This window comes from Capsulimonas sp. (assembly GCF_039929585.1).
Lineage (GTDB): Bacteria > Armatimonadota > Armatimonadia > Armatimonadales > Capsulimonadaceae > Capsulimonas.
In genome coordinates this window covers 1-19,387 of the sequence record NZ_JBDSQY010000160.1, presented here as the reverse complement: position 1 = coordinate 19,387, position 19,387 = coordinate 1, and the positions used below count along the sequence as shown (strand labels likewise).

Genomic DNA, 19,387 nt, shown 5'->3' with positions numbered 1-19,387 from the left:
TCCCAGCTTCATGGGAGGGGTCGGCCGAAGGCCGGGGAGGGGTCGGCCGAAGGCCGGGGGTGGGTTACGACGAAGGGGTGGCGCTTCGCGCCGAGGTCCCAAGGGTATGTGCCGACGGGATAGTTCTCTACCTCTCCAGCACCACCGGCCCGAGCAGGCCCGACGGCTGCAGCGGGGAGTTCGCATTGTACTGAGTATAGGTCGTGTGCGACAGACGCTGATTCTCGGGCTTGCCGGCGTCTCCGATCAGTCGGTTGCTCCAGAGATTGGCGACCGTGATTTCCAGCTGATTGCCCTTCGGTTTTATTGCGCCGGCGGGGACGGTGACGCGCCAGGGGGCGCACCAGACGACGCCGAGATCGCGGCCGTTGAGCTTGACCGACGCCAGGTTCTTGACGGTTCCTAGCGACAGGGAGTAGGTTCCCGTCTTGGACGGAGCGGCGGGCGCGTTGAACGTAGTCGTGTAAGTGGCCTTGCCGCTGTAGTGCTTAATGCCGTCCTCGGAACGCTTGCTCCAGTCGTCGAGCGATGTGAACTGGATCTGCGCGGGACCGCCCCACTTGGGATCGAACGCAACAGTCCAGGGCGCCGTCAGCGTCAGAACGGGGCGCACGGCTGGGAAGTTCGACGCCATGGATTTGACGGCGGCGCGTACGGCAGGCTTGTCGAAGATGACGAAGCCGCTTTCGCCGGGCGCCAGATGCACGGGCAGGGTGGTCACGCCGCCCTTTGCCGTGTAGCTGGGCAGAAGCCGCTTCGCGCCGGTGGTGGCGTCCCACCACTCGGGGGCGCGGCCCGCCGTGCGGAATTGGCACGTGGCGTCGATGGCCGTTTGAGTCGCATTCGCGATGAAGTACATGTCGCCGCCATTAGCAAGGCGGCGGTGGATGTAGCGCATCGGGACATTGGAGGTGAAGTCCGGGGCGACATTCATGCCGGCCAGGATGCGCGCCGTCACCTCGTACTGCTGATAGATCGCCGCTTTCGGACCGCTGATGCTCCACGGGCCCATGCCGCGTTCGCCCAGATCCTTCGCCGGAGTTCCATCGCCCAGGGGAGACTGGGAGGCGAGCCAGCTGGAGTCGGTCTGGAAGGTTTGCACGGCGCCGTCCGCGCCGGTCACCTGGAAGGCGCCGATCAGGCCGGCGGGGTTCGGCCCCTCGTCGTCGTTTGTCGCCGTGATTTTGATCACGTTCGCGCCGGGCTTTAGGAACTTCGCGATGTCGAAAATTGGCGTCTCATGGAAGTTATCGCCGTGGCCGGCCGCATGGCCGTTGACCGTCAGGTCAAAGCGGTTGTCGGCGGTCACGATCGCCGTCGCGGCCGCGGGCTTACCCGTCAGCGTGATGGTCTTGTGGAAGTAGCGCTTGCCGGGAGGCGCGGACTGCGCGGGCGAGCCTTCATCAAACCAGATCCAGCGCGCCTTGTCCATGGAAAGTCCGGACTGGGCGTGGTCCAGAACCACACGCCCCAGGCCGACCTTGCGCGTTGCCGCGTAGGGCTGGGCGCCCCAGAGTTTGGCGCCGAGGGACTTGATCTCCGTGTCCGAGGCCGGGTAATTCACGAGGCTGGGTGACTTCGACGGGGGAGCGCCGACCACGGTGGCGCCGGCCTGGGTCAGCTGGACGATCTTGCGCAGCAGGCCAGGCGTCATCGAGTTCCACTGCGGCAGCACCAGCACCTGGTAGCTCATGCCGTCTGGGAAGACGACCTTGCCGTTCTTGACCTTGGCATGCGCGATGAGATTCTTGGGCGAGCAGCCGTCGAAGTTATATCCGCGCCGGTCTGCGTAGCCGTTGTTGCTCTGGAACGCCGATGTCGGCGGTGTAAACACTTCGGGCGCGCCTTCGGGAGTGAGATAAAGAATATCTGCGACGGGAAGTCCCTGCCGCAACATGTCGCAGCTTCGGGTGATATAAGTGTGGAACGCGGGAACCATGTCCCACCAGGTCTGGGTCCGCTCCCAGTGAACGCCGTACGGACCCATGGTCATGCCGGGATATTGGTCCAGGGCGGGCTGGTGCTGGTAACGGTGGATCACGAACTTATTGAGCCCGGCGCAGATCCCCCAGTCCAATTGCTCCTTCATGGAGCCAGGATATTGCAGCCAGTTCTCGTTTGCATCGGCGGTGAACGACTCCGCGCCGATCACCTTACGGCCGTTCGTGTGGCCGACCGAGGTCGCTTCGATCACGCTGTACTCGGCGGGCAGACTGTACCCCTTGGACCAGAACTCGCCCATCGGCAGATCCGCGACGCTTCCCAGATCCAGGTCCGCCGAGGGGTTCAGGTCATATGGCTCGACGGAGAATGTCAGACCGTGCTTGTGCGCGTAGTCCGCCATGTACCGTCCCTGCTTTTCGACCACTAAGTCCGAAGACACGTCGCGCAAGTCCCAGAGGAATCGTTCGCTCAGCTCGGGCGTTCCGACCACATACCCCATCATCGCCGGCAGGTAGGGCAGAGGATCGTATCCCTTGCTCTTGGTGAACTCCTGACGGAAATGCGTGGACCAGTTCTGCGAGGAGACTTCCCAGCTGTCGTAATGCAGCGTCGTCAGTCCCGCGTGGCCGCCGTAATCCTGCGGCCCCAGCATCTCGATCAGCTTGTCCTCAAAGTTTTGGAACTGGACATCCAAAGCCGCAGTCTCGAACTTGTCGCTTTCGAACCCCAGCCCCGCCTCCGGCGCGGGCCGCGTGGTCTGTCCGGTGGCGGTCCGGCCCAGGCGCATGACGGTCCAATTCCCGGCGGGCGCGTCCCAGCGCAGGCGTCCCCCCGCGTCCATCTTGCCGGTCAGGTCAATAATCTTGCCCGCCGGGATGCACTCCGTGGCCGGCGCGGTCACGCCCGTAATCGGCGACGGGATGCGCGGAGCGGCGCCCATCGAAGAGTACGACGAACGGTAGTACAGCGCCTTGTCATCCACATTCGCAGTCCGCGCGGGGTTCGTGGGCGTGGGAAACGCGATCACATACTCATCTTTGTAGTAATCCTGCCACTGCTTCTTCAGACTCTCCGTCAGCGTCCCTTCGCCAAAGAACGGCGTGCGCGGCTTCGGCCTGGGCAGAACGCCATCAAACATCGACCCGCCCGTCACCTGCGTCTCGCTGGAAACGATATGCTGCATGGAATCCGCCGGCGTGATCCACGGTCCGCCCGCGCCGCACCAGCCCGGTCCGGACCCAAGCGCGATTTCCAGCCCCAGCCGCTTCGCTTCCTTCACCGCATAGGCGAAGTCGCTCTGCCACTGCGGGCTCATAAACGCGACCGGCCCACGCGGGATTCCGATATCCACATCCAGCACGATCATGCCGCCAATCCCGGCCTTCTGCATGGCCTCCAGGTCCGCAAGCATCCCCGCCTGCGTCTGGTTGCCGTCCATAAAGTACCAGTAGACCCACGGTTTTGCCGCGTCCGGCGGCGACACAAAATCGCGCCGCAAGTCCGACGTGGCGGCGTGAACGGGTACGATGCCCGGAATTCCGGCGCCGAGGGTGGTAACGGCAAGTGCAAGCGCGGCGTGACGCGTGCGATGGTTCGGTGTATTGGATTTCATTTGGGTTTGTATCGTGTATCCGGCGAGGCCGACGAAGGCAAGAGCAAGGGATATTTGAGAGACGCGTTGGATAGATATCGTGGATTTCATTTGGGTGAAGCTATTCTATCAGAAGTGTGCGTTTCTGGCAAGTGGTCGCCCCATCCCCTCAACTCGCTTTGGCTCGTTTGTCCCCTTTCCCTGCTTCGGCCCTTCGGGCGGGAAAGGGGATGTTCATCATTACGGTCCGCGCGAGAGTCACGGAGTGCTGAAAGAGTTCACTACGATCTTTCGTCGTAGAACCCGTAACCCTCGTGCGGCGTATAATTACGAACGCCCCCTTTCCCGCCCGAAGGGCCTTTAGCAGGGAAAGGGGGAGGCCGAAGTTTACTTCGGCGGGGGGATGGGGCGAAACAACTTAGGATAATGCTTATGGATCAGCGCCTGATTGCTCTCCGACAGCTCCGTCAGCGGCCGAGGATCGTCCTGGGCGCCGCGCGTGCGTTTCTGGTTGATCTCGTTCATCAGGCTCCACTCGCGCACGGTTTTGCTGGGGCCGGCGTCCTGCGGCTCCGACGCCGGGAGGTCGTAGCGCGTGAAGTCGATCACCTGCCAGCGGCTGTTCGGCTCTCGGTTTCTAGTCAGAGCGAGCCGGAATTCACGGTTCATGAACCAGTAGATCTCCGTGTCGATATCCGATCCTTCGATCCCCGATCCCAGCTCGTCGAATTGGTAATCCCATTTTTTGTTGTCGGGATACTGGGCGCGCCACGCCTCCCCGAACTCGCCGACGGTAACGGCCTTCACGCCGGGCCAGCGTTGCCGCACGGTTTGTCCGTACTGCGTGAGGGAGGGGATGATGCCTGGGAGTCGGACCAGAGAGACTTCCCAGATGGCGGTGAGCCAGGCGAAGCCGTTGCGGGAAAAGCCGTCGTCGTAGTGCAGCGCCGTCGTGTGCATCTGCTCCTGAATACCAAGCTCCAGTCCGTGGTTGTAGATCGTTTCGATCGGTCCCAGGCCCAGTCGTGAGTTGCCGTGGGAAAAGCCGTTCGATCGCGCGGAAAGAAAATCGCAGGTCCAGCCGTCCAGGTTGACGCAGTCGATGAAGTCCGACTTGCCCTGCGCGGGTTTCAAAAAGTGCTCCGTGCTTGGGTAGTAGGGATAAGAAACGGCGCCGTCGCCGTCCCCGTTGTCGATCCCATGCTGGCTCCAGATGTTGCCCTGACACACATGGATGCCTTCGTGTTTCGCCAGATACTCCAAGTTGGCGGCGGCCATATAACCCGCAACCACACTTTTGGGCCGGTATCCGCCGCCGACGATCTCCCCAATCAGCGCCAGGCCCTCATGCAGCGCCTGATTGATCTCCTCGCGCGTATTGTACATCGGTGCGAAGTAGCCGCCGGGCAGAAACGTGATTTCGTCGCCGAAGTCCTGATGGAACCCCGCCAGCATTTTTCGGACCTGCACGTACTGTTCGCGCTTGTCGGTGAGCGCCTCCCAGCTGACCGCCCACGTCATACGCCCCCCGGGAAACGCCTCGCCGAACGTATCGCGCTGCAATTGCATCTGGTCGGGGGTATTGAACTCGGCCTCGTCCTCGCCCACGTTCTTGTCCCGCCGCGCCTCGATCTGGTTGACGCGCACGAAGCCGACGTAGGTGAAGAACCGACCTCCCATCAGTGAGGATTTCCCCGGCGTTTTTGCGAACGCGGGGGAGGTCAAAAGATTTGCGCCCGCGAGGGTGAAGGCGCCGAGTTTGAGAAGATCGCGTCGTGTGAGTGTCATGCTGTTTGGCCTATTCCCCCGCGCTTTAGCGCGTTTCCCCCTTTTCCCAGTGAAGGGCTAAAGCCCGGGGAAAGGGGCGTTCGTAACTGCGGTCCAGGCGAGTGTTCCGAGTTGTGTGAAGAGTTTTCGGATTAGAAATTCTTCTCAGGCCACGACAAAACTCGCCTGGAATCTATTGATCAGCACCCCTTTTCCCGCCCGAAGGGCCTTGCTGGGAAAAGGGGAAATCGAGCTTTAGCTCGATGGGGGAATAGGTTTCTACTCCAGCCCCGCCGTCCGTGTCACATACAAATTGACTGGCCCGATCAGGCCAGACTCTTGCAGCGGCGAGTCTTTACCCCAGAGCCGCCAGGTCGTGAACGTTTGCCGGCCTGTGGGGCTGGGCTTGTTCTCGGCGAGCCATGCGGGATACTCTTTGAGAGTGCCGTCGCCGTTGCGATTGCTGTCTTCGGGCAGTTGCTCGTCGCCGATCATGCGGTTGATCCAGAGATTCGTCACTTTGACGGTGATCTCGTTATCGCCGGATTTCAGGGCGTTGGTCACGTCGATGCGATAGGGCGCTTTCCAGAGAATACCCAGATCCTTGCCGTTGATGAAGACCTGCGCGAACGCCTTGACGCGGCCGAGGTCGAGCGTGACGGGCGTCGTGGGATCGATCATGGACGCGGGCGCGGTGAAGGTCTTCGTGTAAGTGGCCGTGCCGGAGAAATACTTCACGGCGTCGTCGGACGACTGGCTCCAGGATTGCAGGTCCGGGAATGTCACTGTCTTGTCGTCGGAGCGCGCGGGGGCGTTCAGGGGTGTTCCGCCGGATTTTGCGGGGAAGCGGACGGACCAGGGACCGCCCAGATTGACCGGCGCGAGCGCCGGGGCGATGTCCGCGACGAGGGTTTTGCCCGAGGCGGTCTTGGCGGCGTAGCGGCCGGGCGCCCAGGCTTGCAGGGTGCGGCGGCCTGCAGCTTCGGCGTGGACTTCGGCGATCCGGCTCTGAGAGAACTCGGTCTCGCCGCCCAGCTGAATGGTGTCCGGGTCCTGGCCGATGGCGGTCTGTGTCGTCTTGCCGTCGGTATATTGAATCGTCAGGGTTTTGACGACGCCGAACGCGGGATCGTCGCCCTTCGCGAGGTCGCCGACCGTGAAGACCAGCGTTCCATGATCCAGAAGGGCCTGCACCTTGTCGCGAACGTCGCGCGTTCGCGCGGTGTCTCCGGGAGGACCGTAGGACGCGGAAACGACCGTCAGGTGGGCAGCGGCGTTGACCCCGGACTCAATGGACGCGCCGTTGCGTGTGAGCGAGACGATGGGATCGGTTTTCTTTCCGCCGGGCCGGAACACGATGAAGCGCGACTCCGTGGAATCGAAGTGCAGCGGCAGCGTCGTCACTCCGTTCTTGTCGGTGTAGACGGCGGCGAGCTCGGTCTTGCCCGTTTCTGGAGACCAGATTTCGGGGCGCTTTCCGGAAACGCGGAACGAATACGTTCCGTTCAGCGTCATCGGGGTGAGGTTTGCGACGAAGTACGCCTCGGTCCCGTCGGCGAGAGTGCGGTGGATGTACTGCACGTCGGCGCTGACGCCCGGGTTTGCGGCAAAGTCCGGCGCGAGACCGCTCGCGTCTAGATATTCCTCGGCCGTCTGTCCCCAGGCGATGCGTCCCTTGCCGACCTTGTGCAGTCCGGCGGCCGGTCCTTCGCTGTTGCCCCAGAGGCTGTCGGCGATTGTCGAGATTTCGTCATCGCACGCCGGGTATCCCATCAGGCTGGGGGACTTGCGGGGGCGCGGGCCGACCACGGTGGCGCCGTCCTTGACAAGCTGCGCGATCTTATGAAGAAGCGCCGGCGTCATCGTCTGCGCATCGGGCAGGGCGAGCACGCGGTAATTCATGCCGTCGGGCAGGACGATCCGGCCGTTTTTGACTGACATCCGATTGAGCACGATGTCGGTGGAGCATCCGTCGGAGGCGTACTTGCCGGTTCCCGGCGGCGAGTAGCGGCGGGGCGCGCCTTCGGGCTGGATGTAGCAGATGTCGGCGGCGTAGCGGCCCATGCGCAGCATCGATTGGCAGCGGCTGAGATACTCATGCCACGCCGTCGTCTGGCTCCACCACGTCTGGGTGCGCTCGTAGTGCTGGCCCCACGGTCCCATGGTCATGCCGGGCGCGCGCAGCAGCGGCTCATTGCCTGTAGCGTTCGGATCCGTTCCGCCCCACGGCTGCATGGCGAACCGGTGGAAGACAAAGCGGTTGACGCCGTGGCAGAAGGCCCAGTCGCCGCGAATCTTGAGGTCGCCCGGCGCGGCCCGCCAGCGCTCCTCGTCGCCCGCCGTGAACGATTCGGCGCCGACGATCGGCTTGCCGGTGACATGGGCAGAGGACGCCATTTCCGTCGTGCTCCAGAGGGCGCCGGTATTGGCGAGCGGCCACCAGAACTCGGAGGTCGGCTCGTCGGCGTTTTCCGCGTACTGGATATCGTCGGTCGGCGCGCCGTCATACGCCTCCATGGACAGCTTCAGGCCCTTGGCGTTCGCCAGGCGGCGCATCTCGCCGGCGTAATTTTCGGAAACGAGATCGGCCACGGTGCGCCGCCAGTCCCACAAAAAGCGCTCGGAGACTTCGTTGCTTTCGATCACATGGCCCATGACGATGGGAAGATAGGGCATCGGATCGTAGCCGCGCAGCCGCTGGAAATCCTTGCGGAAGTCCTCGGACCAGTTCTGCGAGCCTGTCTCCCAGCTGTCGATATGGGTCGTCATGAACGACTTGCCGACGAGCGGGCCGACATCGTCCGCGAGCTTTCCGATCAAGCCGTCGAACGCCGCCTTGGTCGCCGACTTGCTCAGCTTATCCGACTCCAGGCCCAGTCCGCCGGCGGGCGCCGGGTGGTTCACGGTGCCGTAGCTGGTGTGGCCGTAGCGCACGACCGTCCACTCGCCCGCCGGCGGCGTCCAGGTCAGTTTGCCGCCGACATACTTCGACGTCAGGTCGATCACGCCGCCCTTAGGGATGGTCTGATCGGCGGGGACGATGGGATACATCGCCGGCGCGGGGCCGAACTCCTGCCGGTCGAACGACGCCTTGCCGCGAATGTCGGGGATCGTGAACCCGGGTTTGGGGGTGGGGAACGCCAGTACGGAGATATCGTTGTAATACCCCTGGTTCTTCTCGGGATCGGCCAGCGCCAGATCGACCGGCGCGCCGCCGTGCACCGTCGTTTCGGTCCACACCAATTTCTGCATCGACTGCTCGGGGGTGATCCACGGTCCGCCGCTGCCGCACCACCCGGCGTCGTTGTTCATGTTGATCTCAAGACCCAGCCGTCCGGCTTCGGAGGCGGCGAACTTGAACATCTCGCGCCATTCGGGACTGCCGAAGACCATCGGCCCGGCGGGCGCGCCCTGGTCCACCTCCATGATCAGCACGCCGCCGACGCCGACACGCTTCATGGCCTCCAGGTCGGCGGTGATTCCGGGCTTGGTGATGTTCCCATTCAGCCAGAACCAGAACACCCACGGCCGCGCGCTGTCCGGCGGCATCGCAAAACCCCGCGTGAGCGCATCTCCGCCCGTCACCGGCGCCGCAGCGTGCGCGCCCACGGCGGGCAGCCCCGTCATCATTGACAAGGCGGACCCCACAAGAACCCAATTTTTACTTCGCGGCATAATCATGCTCCCTGCTCAAATTCCGTTTGGATGCGCCCATTCTAACCTATGGCCGATTTTCCATCAATGGAAAATCGGCCAATCGGTTGTTCTGATGAGGTCGCTACAGCACATTGGATGGATGATATCGTTCGATTGTTGTGCTAGACTATTTGCGTGGACATAATTCAAGCATACAAGTGGTTTCCGTCGGAAAGCGATTGTATTTCTTAATCTTGAGAATTTGAAGCGGGTGGGTAAGTCCGTCTGTTCGCATTGTCAGGTCAGTCGATCAACTCCATCCATACTCACTATTGGCTGTCTCGCCATATTCGGAGATGAGGAAACCAAATGCGTACTTTGCTTCTCTGCACGGCGCCGTTTGTTGTCGTCGCCGCCATCTGCTTTGCCGCCGTTCGGTTCACCGGCGGCGCTATGAATGTGGACAAAGACTGGCGGCAATGGGGATTTAGCGTCTACCAAATGCAGGCAATCGCCTGCCGTCCAAATGGAGCAACTAATTTCACTCTACCGGGACATTACGTTCAGGCTGGGCCTGTCACAATCTGGACCAAGTATTGATCTTTGATTGCGGTATTCCAGCAAGACCGCCCGGCGAATTTATTCGCCGGGCGTCTTACGTTTGTTGAGCTTATTCTTGGACGCTTAACCCGTTTCCGTGCTCTTTAACGCCCACCAAACCAGCACTGGCTGAAAGAACAGCCGCAGGAACCGCTTCCTGTCCGTGTCCAGCCCGAACGCCGATCGGCGGTGGCGATACTGGGAGATGTTGCCCGGAAAGACGGCGATGAAAAAGGCTGCGGCCAGCTTCCCCGCCGCTTCCTGGTATTTTTCGGGAGTGAGAACCAGAGCGCCGCCCAGCGTGATTTCGGCGACGCCGGACAGGAGAACCGTGTCATCCTTGTTGAGCGGCACATCATCTGGTACTTGCGCCTGGAACGGCTTGCGCGCGAATGTGAGGTGGCTAACGCCGGCGAAGATCAGGGCGCTGCCCAGTAAAATCCGAGCGATCTTTTTGATAACGTTTTCATCCATAGTGGATGTCTATACCCGGATTCCGCGCCACCGACAGAACACATTCACATGGCCGATATTCCATAGATGGAAAATCGAACGATCCGTTGTCTTGCGGGAACGCGAAGGATGTGTAAAAATAAAATATCACAAGCAAGCAGACAAAGGGACGAAAATGCGTTATCTGCTCATGTTCGCGGCAGGGATCCCCCTGATCTTTGCCCTCTGGCTGGCGTCCGTGCCGCTGACGGGCGGAACCGTTCGGTATTATCCGGCGCCCGGTCGTGGGATCTTTTCGATCCATCATCACCAGATGCTGGTTTACTGCTGCAGTCCCGGCGCGCCGATCGCGCCTCCGAAACTGGCTCCGGGGCGCCATATACAACTCGGTCCACTTTCGATTGATACTCCATATTGACGGATGGCATGCCGCATCTCTGCTTGACGCCTTTGCCTGGCGAGGCAACAAGCGCCAGGGGTGGGGGTGCAATGCAGAGACTTCAGACAAAGCGCTTGACAAAGCGCTTGACAAAGCGCTTAGGTAGTGTTACTATATTAACACATGATGTTAATATAGTAACAATCCTAGGGAGGGATGCCGATGCCCAGAGCCCCCGGCGATTATTTGAACCCGCGCGAACAGCAGATCATGGAGATCGCGTTTCAGCGCCAGCGCATTACGGCGGCCGAGCTGGAGGAGCTTCTGCCCGGCAGGCCCAGCAACTCGACGGTGCGTACGCAGCTGCGTATTTTGGAGCAGCGCGGGCATTTGACGCATGTGGAGGAGGATGGACGTTTTGTCTACGCCCCCGCCACCCCCCGCGCCAGCGCCGCGATGGCCGCGCTGGACGGTGTTTTGAAGACATTCTTCCAAGGCTCCGTCGAGCAGGCGTTTCTGACCCTGCTTTCCCGTCGTGAGGCCAAGCTGAGCCCGGAAGAGCTTGCGCGGCTCACACAGATCATTGAAGACGCCAAGGCTGAGGACGCGTCGAACGGATAGTTCGCCAAAGAGGCATTTCCATGGACCTTCGCTTACTATTTCCCGCTCCCGACACTGCGGGCGCTTATCTCCTTGCCCAGGCTGTCAAAGGCGCGCTGATCTTGGGCGCGGCGGGCGCGATCGTCTTCGCCATGCGCCGCGGGTCAGCATCTATGCGGCATCTGGTCTGGCTTCTAGCGATCGCGGGCGTGCTCGCCGCGCCGCTGCTGTCCCTGGTCGCGCCGCCGCTGCGGCTGTCCAAGGCGTATGCCCCTTCCTCGCAAGCGACTGCCGGATCGCCAGCGGCGATGGCGCTCGACCCAATCTTTGCGCCGCCCCAAGCGTCGGCAATGAAGACGCCGGCGTCCGGCCCACTCCCGACGTCCGGCGCGATTTCGAACGCCGCGCCGGGAGTCGTTCCCGGCAAGTCCACGCCGGCCGTCCCCGTCATCACGCCGCGCTGGCCGGCGGCGGACGCCGCCATGAACCTTCGCCTGCGGCTGATCATGGCTGTTTGGGCGATCGTCGCTCTCGCCGCGTTGATTCGGCTCGCCGCCGGTTTTGCGCTGGCGGGGCGGGCGGCGAGCCGCTGCCCGCTCGTGACCAATCCCGTTTTGCTGGCGGAGATGGAGACATTGTCCCAGGAGGCGGGAGTTGGCCGGCGCGGCGTGGAGCTCCGTCAAAGCACAATCGCCATACCGATGACAACAGGGCTGCTGCGCCCCATCGTGCTGCTGCCGATGGGCGCCGAAGCATGGCCCGTCGATCTGCGGACGGCCGCCCTGCGTCATGAACTGGCGCACATCGCCCGCCGGGACTGGGCCTGGCATGCGCTTGCGGGCGTTGTCTGTGCGCTGCACTGGTTCAACCCAATGGCATGGGTAGCCGCACGGCAGATACGCGAGGAAAGTGAGCGCGCCTGCGACGACGCCGTGCTCGCCGCCGGAACGCGCCCCACGGACTACGCGGAGCATCTGCTGGCGATCGCCAAGCAGCTGTCGCCGCCCGAAGCGTCCCGGCCAGGAGCCGCCATCGCGATGGCCCAGCGTCCCTTCGTCGAAGCCCGGATGCGCGCGATCCTGCACACCGGGCTCGACCGGAGCGCGCTGAACCGCCGCCGCACACTGGCGTCTCTGCTTGCGGCCGTCCTGCTGCTTGCGCCGGTCGCCGCCCTGCGCACCGCCGCCCAGGACCAGTTCGAGGCGAGGGCGCAGCGCGGTAAACTGCCGGATCAGGGGCTGTTAGAATCGCAAATGCGACGGAGGAAACCTGTGATCACCGCCGTTCAGGCTCAGGAAAAGGCCCTGCAAGAGCTCCTTATGATGCGGAGGATGCTTTCGTCAGATGCGCGTCCACACCCCTCCGAAGGATGGACGCCGCGTGAGGTGAAACAGGTCTGGATCGCGCAGCGTAACTCCCGCATCGCGCCGCCGGTCAACGGCGTGACGGACGCGCCTCACGGAGCGCCCCAAGAGGCGCCGTCGCCGCCGGTTCTGGCCTGGCGATGTTTCTTCACCAATGCGTACGGAGACGGCGCATGGATCACGATCGACTGCGCCACCGGCAAGTACGATGCGAACGGATTGGGCGTCCCCTTCAATGCGCCGAGTCCCAAGATACTGACGACGCCGGCCAAGGTCGTGATCGGCCGCTACATCGCCGCCCAGACGCTTCCTGCCTACAAACACCTGTCAGCGACATCCCGCTCGCCGAAGTACAAGATCACGCTCGCGGAGATTTACGCCCCGATCAGCCAGCTGACGAAAATGGGCTTCGACGCCTCGCTGCCCAGTCTGCATGACGCCCAGGGATCGGACGAAGCGGCTGCCGCAAAGCTGATAGAGGCGGCTCGCGCCGGCAAGCTGCGTCTTCAAAAAGGCCAAACGGCGGTGGTTCCGGTCGGCGGCGTGTGGAGCTACACCCAAATCCGCGACGTGCTCTGCACGGACAGCGTGTATTGGGCGCCGGATCCCGTACCGCAAAAGATCAAAATGAAAATCTCGATCACGCCGTTTTTCGACACGATAGCGCCCGGCGGACCGATGTTTCAGTGTGACGAAAACGTCACGCCTCTCGGCAAGGGCGACAAACCGCAGATCTCCGGGTTTGGCCCGGTCACCAGCAGCAGCAGCGGACACGAAAACGTCTGGCGGATCTTGCTCGCGACCCCAGAGGAGCAGTATAGTTACGTGACGCGCACGCCAGGCGAGATCAAGACCGAAGGCGTCATGCATCTCTTATTGGGCAAGGCGGAGAAAGTAAATTGACGGCGGGCAACACAGAGGCTGCCCATTATTTATATATGCGCAATGCGCCGGTGGTTGATGCGTTTTGCCTCACTCTCCATCCACCTCTTCCACGCTCCCACGCCGATACTCGCGGGGGCTGACGCCCACGATCTGCTTGAACCGTTTGGAAAAATGGAACTCGTCCGAAAAGCCCAGGTGCGCGGCGATGCGCTGATGGGTCATCGTCGTCAGCTTGAGTAAACGGCAGGCGACCGCGAGGCGGCGCTGGGTACGATAAAGACCGGGCGAAACGCCGAACTGCTTTTGGAAGCCCTTGCGGAAGGTTTCGTAGGACAATCCCAGCTCATTGGCCACCGCCTGGAGATCGATTTCGATTTCGAGTTCCGCGTCCAGCGTCGCCTTCGCCGTCGCAAGCCATGCGGGCGTGCCGTGTTCGGGCGGCGGCGCATTATCGAGGGCGGAGATTTCCAACAGCAGCGCCAGCAGTCGGCTGACCTCCGCCCCTTTCTCCACCGGCGACTGAGATGACGGCGACGCTACGATCGACAGCAGACGAGCCTGCCAGAGATCGATCGGCTCCAGGTGGCGCACCGGGCGCGCCGAGTTCAAGACGCCCCGCGCAAGGCACAGATCGAAGATGGGGCCGTCGAAGATCAAGTAGCATTCGCTCCAGTACCGCCCCGGCCGGGTCGTGTACCGATGCGGCAGCTCTGGGGTTACCAGCACGAGATCGCCCGGAACGATGCGATGCCGATAGCCGTTCGCATCACGGTACTCCCCCGTCCCCTCCAGGAAGTACGCGAGCGCGTAATTCCCGTACACCCGAAAAACACCCCGCTCGGTTCCGGTCCCATTGTGGATCACGCCCAGACCGGTGATCTGGCCGAGCGGGGTGGGGATATCGTTGAAGTATAAGATCTGTGATTGCAGTGGATGCAGCGCCATAGCGCACTTTACCATAGCAGACAAGTATTTCGCCACTTTCACCATGGCGCGCAGAGATATTCCCACTTATAATACATTTAGATTTAGGCCCTTGTCCCGATTCGCCCCCCCTGCCCCCCAATCCTGGGGAGGAGAAGATGCCCCCCGACCCCCACAAGGGGTGTAGACCATAAAATCGATCGCGTGGCAGAGATTCAATCTTCGTCGCGCATTCGATAATATGCACTTACCCCCATTGGGGGCCAGGGGGGCCTAACTCCTCTCCCAGAATTGGGAGAGGGGGCTGGGGGGTGAGGGCCGCAGGACATCAAAGGAAGAATACGCATGAACACTCAAGTGACGCCGGATCAGATCGCGTTTTATCAGGAAAACGGATATATTGTTCTGGAGAACTTCTTGACTCCGGATGACCTCGAGCGCTGGCGCTGGGCGACGGACGAGTCCGTGGCGCAGCGATTGGGGTCCGTGAATCCTGAATTGGTCAATCAGGGGAGCTCCGAGGCTTATTTCGCGATGGTGTTCACACAGTGCCTCAAGCTGGCGGACAGCCATCCGGGCATGCACGAAATCATGCACGATCCCGCGCTGGGACGGGTGGCGGGAACCCTCGCCCGCGTGGACGGAATTCGCATTTGGCACGATCAGGCCCTGATCAAGCCGCCCTACGGCAACCCGACGGGCTGGCATCTGGACAACCCGTACTGGTCGTTCTCGTCGCGCAGCTCCATCTCGATCTGGGTCGCGCTCGACGACGCCACGCTCTCCAACGGCTGCCTGTACTACCTGCCGGGCACGCATAAGACCGCGCGCTACGAAACGGTCGATATCGGAAAGAAGCTGGGCGGATTGTTCGATGTGTATCCCGAATGGCGCGCGATCGAACCCGTCGCCACTCCCTGCAAAGCCGGCTCCGTCGTGTTTCATAACGGGCTGACGGCGCACGGCGCGGGCGCGAACATGACCAACAAGCCTCGGCGCGCCATGACCTGCGCTTATATGCCCGACGGCTCGACCTTCAATGGAACCAAGAACATCCTGCCGACCGAGTACTTCGAATCGCTCACAGTCGGCGATCTCTTAAACGACGACAAGATGAACCCGCTGATCTGGCGCGCTTAATCGACTCTGATCGAAACGACGAACGGAACACGGATCTTTCATGACTCACTTTTCTCGATGGACCGCCGCGCTTGTTCTTCTTGTCGCGGCGGGCGCCCCGCACGCCTGGGCCGCCCCCGCTGGGACCGTGACGCAGGACAGCGCGGCGCGGACCGTGACCATGGCCGACGCGCAGGGCGCCCTGCGCATCCGCCTGAACTACGCCGACCGCTGCTTTCTCGACCGTGTGGAGGTGGACGGCCGGGAAACGGTCGCCCCGGACACCGGCGTGGCCTCCGGGATTCTCGCGGGCGGCCAGTGGTCCACCACGCGATCCGGCGTCGCCGCGCCGAAAGTGCGCGTGACGGGAAGCGTGGTGGAGGTCGATGGGATCGCGTTCGGCGCGGGCGGCGTGGCGGTGCGGGAAGAGTGGCGCTTCACGGTCAAGGCCGATGGGATCGATTGGCGTATCCTCCGAAAGTATCCGTCGGGCGCCCAGATTGAAGACACGATGCTGCCGGGCTGGGACTTCGCCAATATGGAGACCTGGACCGGCGGCGTTCTGGACACCGGCGGCGTCGCCTGGGGCCACCTGCTCGGCGAGTACTCCACCTACGGCGCGCACGCCAACGCCGTCACCTTCTGGAAACCGGGCCAGCGCGACGCCCTGCGGATCACCACGGCTCCGGCGGGAGATCTGCACGTCGCCTCCCGGTTCACCCGCCAGCCGTCGGGCATCTTTTCGTATGTCCAGTCGGCGGCCCCGCAAGAGATCGTTCCGAAGCACGGCCTGCGCCGCTATCTCGGGTCCGGCGCGGACCTGTGGGCGTCCATCGCGGTTCAGCCCGCGTCCGTGCAGGTGGACATGAAGATTGAGGCGCTCGATTACGCCCAAACCTACGGACGCGGCGTGCTTCCCGGGATCGATGAAGCCGCCGTGTCCCAGCTTTTGAACACCATCGGACGGTACGGCGTGATCGACCGGGGCATCGTGAGCGGCAACGGCTGGGTGACGGGCTTTGTCTGCCTGCACGAGCCGTTCTACGGAGCGCTCGCCGCCACGGTCGCCGATCCAAACTACACCGCCGGCCTCGCGAAATCCCTGGACAGCTGGCGCGACCACGCCCTCCAGCCGGACGGCCGTTTGAAAACGCGCTGGGTCTATGAAAACGGCATGGACAACATGGTCCCCGGCAGCTATGATCCGCAATCGGGTTATTACGACTGCGGCTGGGGCGCCCTGGTCGATTCCCAGCCCGATTACCCGATCAACGTCTCGGAAACGTTCGATCTGAACGGCGATCTGAAATGGCTGCGCAGCCACAAAGAATCCTGCGAGCGCGCGCTTGACTGGATGCTCGCCCGGGACTTAGATCATAGCGGCCTCATGACGATGATGACGGACTCGCACACGGACCGCAAGTCCAGCGACTGGATCGACATCGTCTTCGCATGCGGCAAGAACGCCCTGGTCAATGTCGAGATGTACCACGCGCTGATTCTGTGGGCCGAGCGCGAGGACATCTTGGGCGACAAGGCCCAGGCCGCGCGCTACCGGGCGGCGGCGTCCCGGCTGCAAAAGGCGTTCGTCCGCCCGGTCTCCCAGGGCGGCTTCTGGGACCAGGGCAAGGGCTGCTTTGTCTACTGGCTGGAAAAGGACGGCTCCGCGCACGGCGACAACCTCGTCACCCCGGTCAACTTCTGCGCCATCGCCTACGGTGTCTGTAATGCCGATCAGCGCAAGACGATCCTCGACAACATCGACTCACGGATGCAGCGCGAGGGGCTGTTCCACTGGCCTCTGTGCTTCACCCCCTTTGCCCCGGAAGACTGCATGGGCATGCAGCCGTTCCCGAGCTACGAGAACGGCGACATCTTTCTCAGCTGGGGCGAACTCGGAGTGCGCGCCTACGCCGACTACAAGCCCGCCATCGCCGTCCATTACGTACGCGCCATTCTGGACCGCTACAAAAAAGACGGCCTCGCCTTCCAGCGCTACCTGCGTAATTCGCAGGACGGAGCGGGCGAAGATATTCTCGCCGGAAACAGCAACACCATCGCCGGGCTGTACCGCGACATCTACGGCATCCGTCCCCAGTGGAACCGCCTGATGCTGGACCCGCATCTGACGCCCGACCTCGCGGGCGCCCGCCTCCATTACGATCTTCGGGGCCAGCGCTACGACCTTCAATTGGACGCCCGAAAAACCACGGTGACCGTGGACGACGCCGCCGTCCAATCCCCCGGCGCCTTCGCCCTGCGCGCCGATCGCGCCCAATTGACCTATTACGCCGGCGCCGCCGACCGTCCCGCCCTGCGGATCACGCGTCCCCCGTCCCAGCCGATCCGCCTCGACATCACCGCATGGCCGACCACCGGCGACGGCCCGCGCCGCTGGACGGAGACGATCCTCGGCAAAGGAGCGCCCGTCCGCCATGTCGTTTCCGGTCTGGCGCCAAAGAAGGTCTACGCATTGTCCATCGGCAGCGGCGCTCCGACGATGGTGACGGCGAATGCGCGGGGGGACATTGCGTTTGGGGGCGCGGCCAAGAAGACCACCGCCTTCGCCCTGCGGCCGATTTCGTCCACGCGTGGATAGGTTTTCGACACGAGAAGCGCCGACGTCGCCTGCCGTTAGCGTAATGCCCGGCGAATAAGACGTCCGGCGAATGCTAAACGCCCGGCGACTTCACGGAGAAATTTTGCTGGGCGCGATGAGTTCTGGGTATATCCCAGCATGCATACAACGAGTTCTTCCTCGGACGCTATTCTGGACGGCGCGCATCGTGCGGCGCGCCACGCCGCGCCCTGGGTGGTTCGGCTGGCGCGGCTGGGCTTGGCGACCAAGGGCGTGGTGTATCTGCTGATCGGGATGCTGGCGGTATTCGCCGCCGCTCACGCGGGCGGGGGGATGATGGACGCTTATGGGGCCGCCAACGTGATCGGCGGCGCGCCGTTCGGCAAGGCGCTGCTGGGTCTGGCGGGCGTGGGCCTGGCGGGGTATTCGCTGTGGCGGCTGATCATGGGGGCGTGGAACCCTGAGGGGGAGCCGCAAAGCGTGAAGGGGTATCTGCGGCGGTTCGGCTACCTGTGCAGCGCGGCGGCTTACGGAGGCGTGGCCGTCGGCGCATTCAAGGTGCTGAGGGGCGCCGAGAAGCATTTGAGCGACCATACGACACAGAGCCATGTCGCGCGTCTGCTTGCGGGACCGCTGGGCTGGCAGCTGACGACCCTGGCGGGGGGCGCTGTCCTGGTCGCGGCGCTGGCGCAGTTTCTAGAGGCTTATCAGGCAAACTTCCAAAAGCTTCTGGAGATCGACGGACGCCGCCGCCGATTTGTCGTCCCTCTTGCGCGCCTTGGACTGGCGGCCCGGGGCGTCGTCTTCGGCGTCATCGGTCTGTTTTTGATCCAGGCCGGCCTTCAGCAGAACGCCGAGCGCGCCAAAGGCATTGGCGGCGCGCTCAAAGCCCTGTCCCACCAAATCCTCGGCCCCGCGCTTCTCGGCGCCGTCGCCGCCGGACTGATCGCCTATGGAATCTCCATGCTCGTCGAATCCCGCTACAGACGAATTTCGGTATGACGAACGGAAGCTCAATGGGGAGAATCGCCGCCCGCTTCCCGCCACTGGCGCAGGGACTCGATCGTGCGGTTCATTTCTTCTGCGCCGCGCCGTTGATCCTCGGCGACACTGCTCTGTTCCTGGGCCAGCTTTTTTTGGCTGTCGGCAACGTCACGCTGCAATTCCGCGACCCGGCGCTGATCCTCGGTCACCCGGCGCTGATGCTCTGCGACCTCGCGCAGCGCTTCGCGCTGTTCCCGGTGAACCTCCGTCACGGATCGGTGAAGCTCTTCGATCATCCGGAGGTTTTCGTCGTTCACGCGGTCGTGCTCGGCGTCCTCGCGGTCTGTCTCGGCCCTCGTTCTCAGGCCTTCGGCGTCGATGCGAACTTCCTCCGCCAGCGCCCGCTCGTGTTCGGCCGCGTCGCGCTCCTCCTCCGCGTCGGATACAACAGCTTCCGTGGTTTTGTTTTGCATTTGGCGCCTCCACTGCCATCATACCATTGAACGCGGCTCTTGGCGTTGGTCTGCCTAACCCCCCGCCGAAGTTTACTTCGGCGGGGGGTT

The 19,387-nt window shown here is 62.9% G+C and carries 13 protein-coding genes; 7 read left to right on the top strand and 6 right to left on the bottom strand.

Features of this window, described 5'->3' with window-relative positions:
- Window positions 1-127: 127 nt before the first annotated feature.
- From ABIZ35_RS11275 to ABIZ35_RS11265, 3 genes are all read right to left on the bottom strand, one after another.
- Entirely contained in the window at window positions 128-3,556 is a 3,429-nt protein-coding gene (locus ABIZ35_RS11275) for a glycosyl hydrolase (RefSeq protein ID WP_348220003.1), read from the bottom strand.
- A gap of 366 nt (window positions 3,557-3,922) precedes the next feature.
- On the bottom strand, window positions 3,923-5,323 hold the full coding sequence (locus ABIZ35_RS11270) for a DUF3863 domain-containing protein (protein ID WP_348220002.1): 1,401 nt from the start codon (window positions 5,321-5,323) through the stop codon (window positions 3,923-3,925).
- Between the two features lie 258 nt (window positions 5,324-5,581).
- On the bottom strand, window positions 5,582-8,977 hold the full coding sequence (locus tag ABIZ35_RS11265) for a glycosyl hydrolase (protein WP_348220001.1): 3,396 nt from the start codon (window positions 8,975-8,977) through the stop codon (window positions 5,582-5,584).
- A 330-nt stretch (window positions 8,978-9,307) separates the two neighbouring features.
- Between ABIZ35_RS11265 and ABIZ35_RS11260 the strand changes: the two genes are divergently transcribed.
- The gene (locus ABIZ35_RS11260; protein WP_348220000.1) at window positions 9,308-9,538 is read left to right on the top strand and encodes a hypothetical protein; all 231 of its coding nucleotides are present in this window, start codon (window positions 9,308-9,310) and stop codon (window positions 9,536-9,538) included.
- Between the two features lie 84 nt (window positions 9,539-9,622).
- Here the strand turns inward: ABIZ35_RS11260 and ABIZ35_RS11255 are convergent, their stop codons facing one another.
- The gene (locus ABIZ35_RS11255; RefSeq protein WP_348219999.1) at window positions 9,623-10,012 is read right to left on the bottom strand and encodes a hypothetical protein; all 390 of its coding nucleotides are present in this window, start codon (window positions 10,010-10,012) and stop codon (window positions 9,623-9,625) included.
- A gap of 154 nt (window positions 10,013-10,166) precedes the next feature.
- Here ABIZ35_RS11255 and ABIZ35_RS11250 point away from each other — a divergent pair, with 154 nt between their 5' ends.
- From ABIZ35_RS11250 to ABIZ35_RS11240, 3 genes are all read left to right on the top strand, one after another.
- Window positions 10,167-10,409, top strand: a complete 243-nt coding sequence (locus ABIZ35_RS11250; RefSeq protein ID WP_348219998.1) for a hypothetical protein — start codon at window positions 10,167-10,169, stop codon at window positions 10,407-10,409.
- A gap of 183 nt (window positions 10,410-10,592) precedes the next feature.
- Window positions 10,593-10,991: a BlaI/MecI/CopY family transcriptional regulator gene (locus tag ABIZ35_RS11245; RefSeq protein WP_348219997.1), complete on the top strand. Its 399-nt coding sequence runs from the start codon at window positions 10,593-10,595 to the stop codon at window positions 10,989-10,991.
- Between the two features lie 20 nt (window positions 10,992-11,011).
- Window positions 11,012-13,237, top strand: coding sequence for a M56 family metallopeptidase (locus tag ABIZ35_RS11240; RefSeq protein WP_348219996.1), 2,226 nt, complete (start codon window positions 11,012-11,014; stop codon window positions 13,235-13,237).
- Between the two features lie 69 nt (window positions 13,238-13,306).
- Here ABIZ35_RS11240 and ABIZ35_RS11235 read toward each other — a convergent pair whose 3' ends face one another.
- Window positions 13,307-14,164: an AraC family transcriptional regulator gene (locus ABIZ35_RS11235; protein WP_348219995.1), complete on the bottom strand. Its 858-nt coding sequence runs from the start codon at window positions 14,162-14,164 to the stop codon at window positions 13,307-13,309.
- A gap of 324 nt (window positions 14,165-14,488) precedes the next feature.
- On the opposite strand from ABIZ35_RS11235, the gene ABIZ35_RS11230 reads away from it, so the two are divergent.
- The 3 genes from ABIZ35_RS11230 (at window position 14,489) to ABIZ35_RS11220 (ending at window position 18,842) form a co-directional block, all read left to right on the top strand.
- Window positions 14,489-15,283 carry a phytanoyl-CoA dioxygenase family protein gene (locus tag ABIZ35_RS11230; protein WP_348219994.1) on the top strand — a complete coding sequence of 265 codons (795 nt, stop codon included), beginning with the start codon at window positions 14,489-14,491 and terminating at the stop codon, window positions 15,281-15,283.
- Between the two features lie 40 nt (window positions 15,284-15,323).
- Window positions 15,324-17,861, top strand: coding sequence for a hypothetical protein (locus ABIZ35_RS11225; RefSeq protein ID WP_348219993.1), 2,538 nt, complete (start codon window positions 15,324-15,326; stop codon window positions 17,859-17,861).
- A gap of 138 nt (window positions 17,862-17,999) precedes the next feature.
- Window positions 18,000-18,842 carry a DUF1206 domain-containing protein gene (locus ABIZ35_RS11220; RefSeq protein WP_348219992.1) on the top strand — a complete coding sequence of 281 codons (843 nt, stop codon included), beginning with the start codon at window positions 18,000-18,002 and terminating at the stop codon, window positions 18,840-18,842.
- Between the two features lie 11 nt (window positions 18,843-18,853).
- Here the strand turns inward: ABIZ35_RS11220 and ABIZ35_RS11215 are convergent, their stop codons facing one another.
- Entirely contained in the window at window positions 18,854-19,297 is a 444-nt protein-coding gene (locus tag ABIZ35_RS11215; RefSeq protein ID WP_348219991.1) for a hypothetical protein, read from the bottom strand.
- Window positions 19,298-19,387: the final 90 nt, after the last annotated feature.

What these genes read in the sequence shown, in the direction of transcription:
- ABIZ35_RS11240 (WP_348219996.1), top strand. Translation starts at nt 11,012, where the DNA reads ATGGACCTTCGCTTACTATTTCCCGCTCCCGACACTGCGGGCGCTTAT.
- ABIZ35_RS11260 (WP_348220000.1), top strand. Translation starts at nt 9,308, where the DNA reads ATGCGTACTTTGCTTCTCTGCACGGCGCCGTTTGTTGTCGTCGCCGCC.
- ABIZ35_RS11235 (WP_348219995.1), bottom strand. Translation starts at nt 14,164, where the DNA reads ATGGCGCTGCATCCACTGCAATCACAGATCTTATACTTCAACGATATC.
- ABIZ35_RS11245 (WP_348219997.1), top strand. Translation starts at nt 10,593, where the DNA reads ATGCCCAGAGCCCCCGGCGATTATTTGAACCCGCGCGAACAGCAGATC.
- ABIZ35_RS11230 (WP_348219994.1), top strand. Translation starts at nt 14,489, where the DNA reads ATGAACACTCAAGTGACGCCGGATCAGATCGCGTTTTATCAGGAAAAC.
- ABIZ35_RS11265 (WP_348220001.1), bottom strand. Translation starts at nt 8,977, where the DNA reads ATGCCGCGAAGTAAAAATTGGGTTCTTGTGGGGTCCGCCTTGTCAATG.
- ABIZ35_RS11250 (WP_348219998.1), top strand. Translation starts at nt 10,167, where the DNA reads ATGCGTTATCTGCTCATGTTCGCGGCAGGGATCCCCCTGATCTTTGCC.
- ABIZ35_RS11215 (WP_348219991.1), bottom strand. Translation starts at nt 19,297, where the DNA reads ATGCAAAACAAAACCACGGAAGCTGTTGTATCCGACGCGGAGGAGGAG.
- ABIZ35_RS11255 (WP_348219999.1), bottom strand. Translation starts at nt 10,012, where the DNA reads ATGGATGAAAACGTTATCAAAAAGATCGCTCGGATTTTACTGGGCAGC.
- ABIZ35_RS11270 (WP_348220002.1), bottom strand. Translation starts at nt 5,323, where the DNA reads ATGACACTCACACGACGCGATCTTCTCAAACTCGGCGCCTTCACCCTC.
- ABIZ35_RS11225 (WP_348219993.1), top strand. Translation starts at nt 15,324, where the DNA reads ATGACTCACTTTTCTCGATGGACCGCCGCGCTTGTTCTTCTTGTCGCG.
- ABIZ35_RS11275 (WP_348220003.1), bottom strand. Translation starts at nt 3,556, where the DNA reads ATGAAATCCAATACACCGAACCATCGCACGCGTCACGCCGCGCTTGCA.
- ABIZ35_RS11220 (WP_348219992.1), top strand. Translation starts at nt 18,000, where the DNA reads ATGCATACAACGAGTTCTTCCTCGGACGCTATTCTGGACGGCGCGCAT.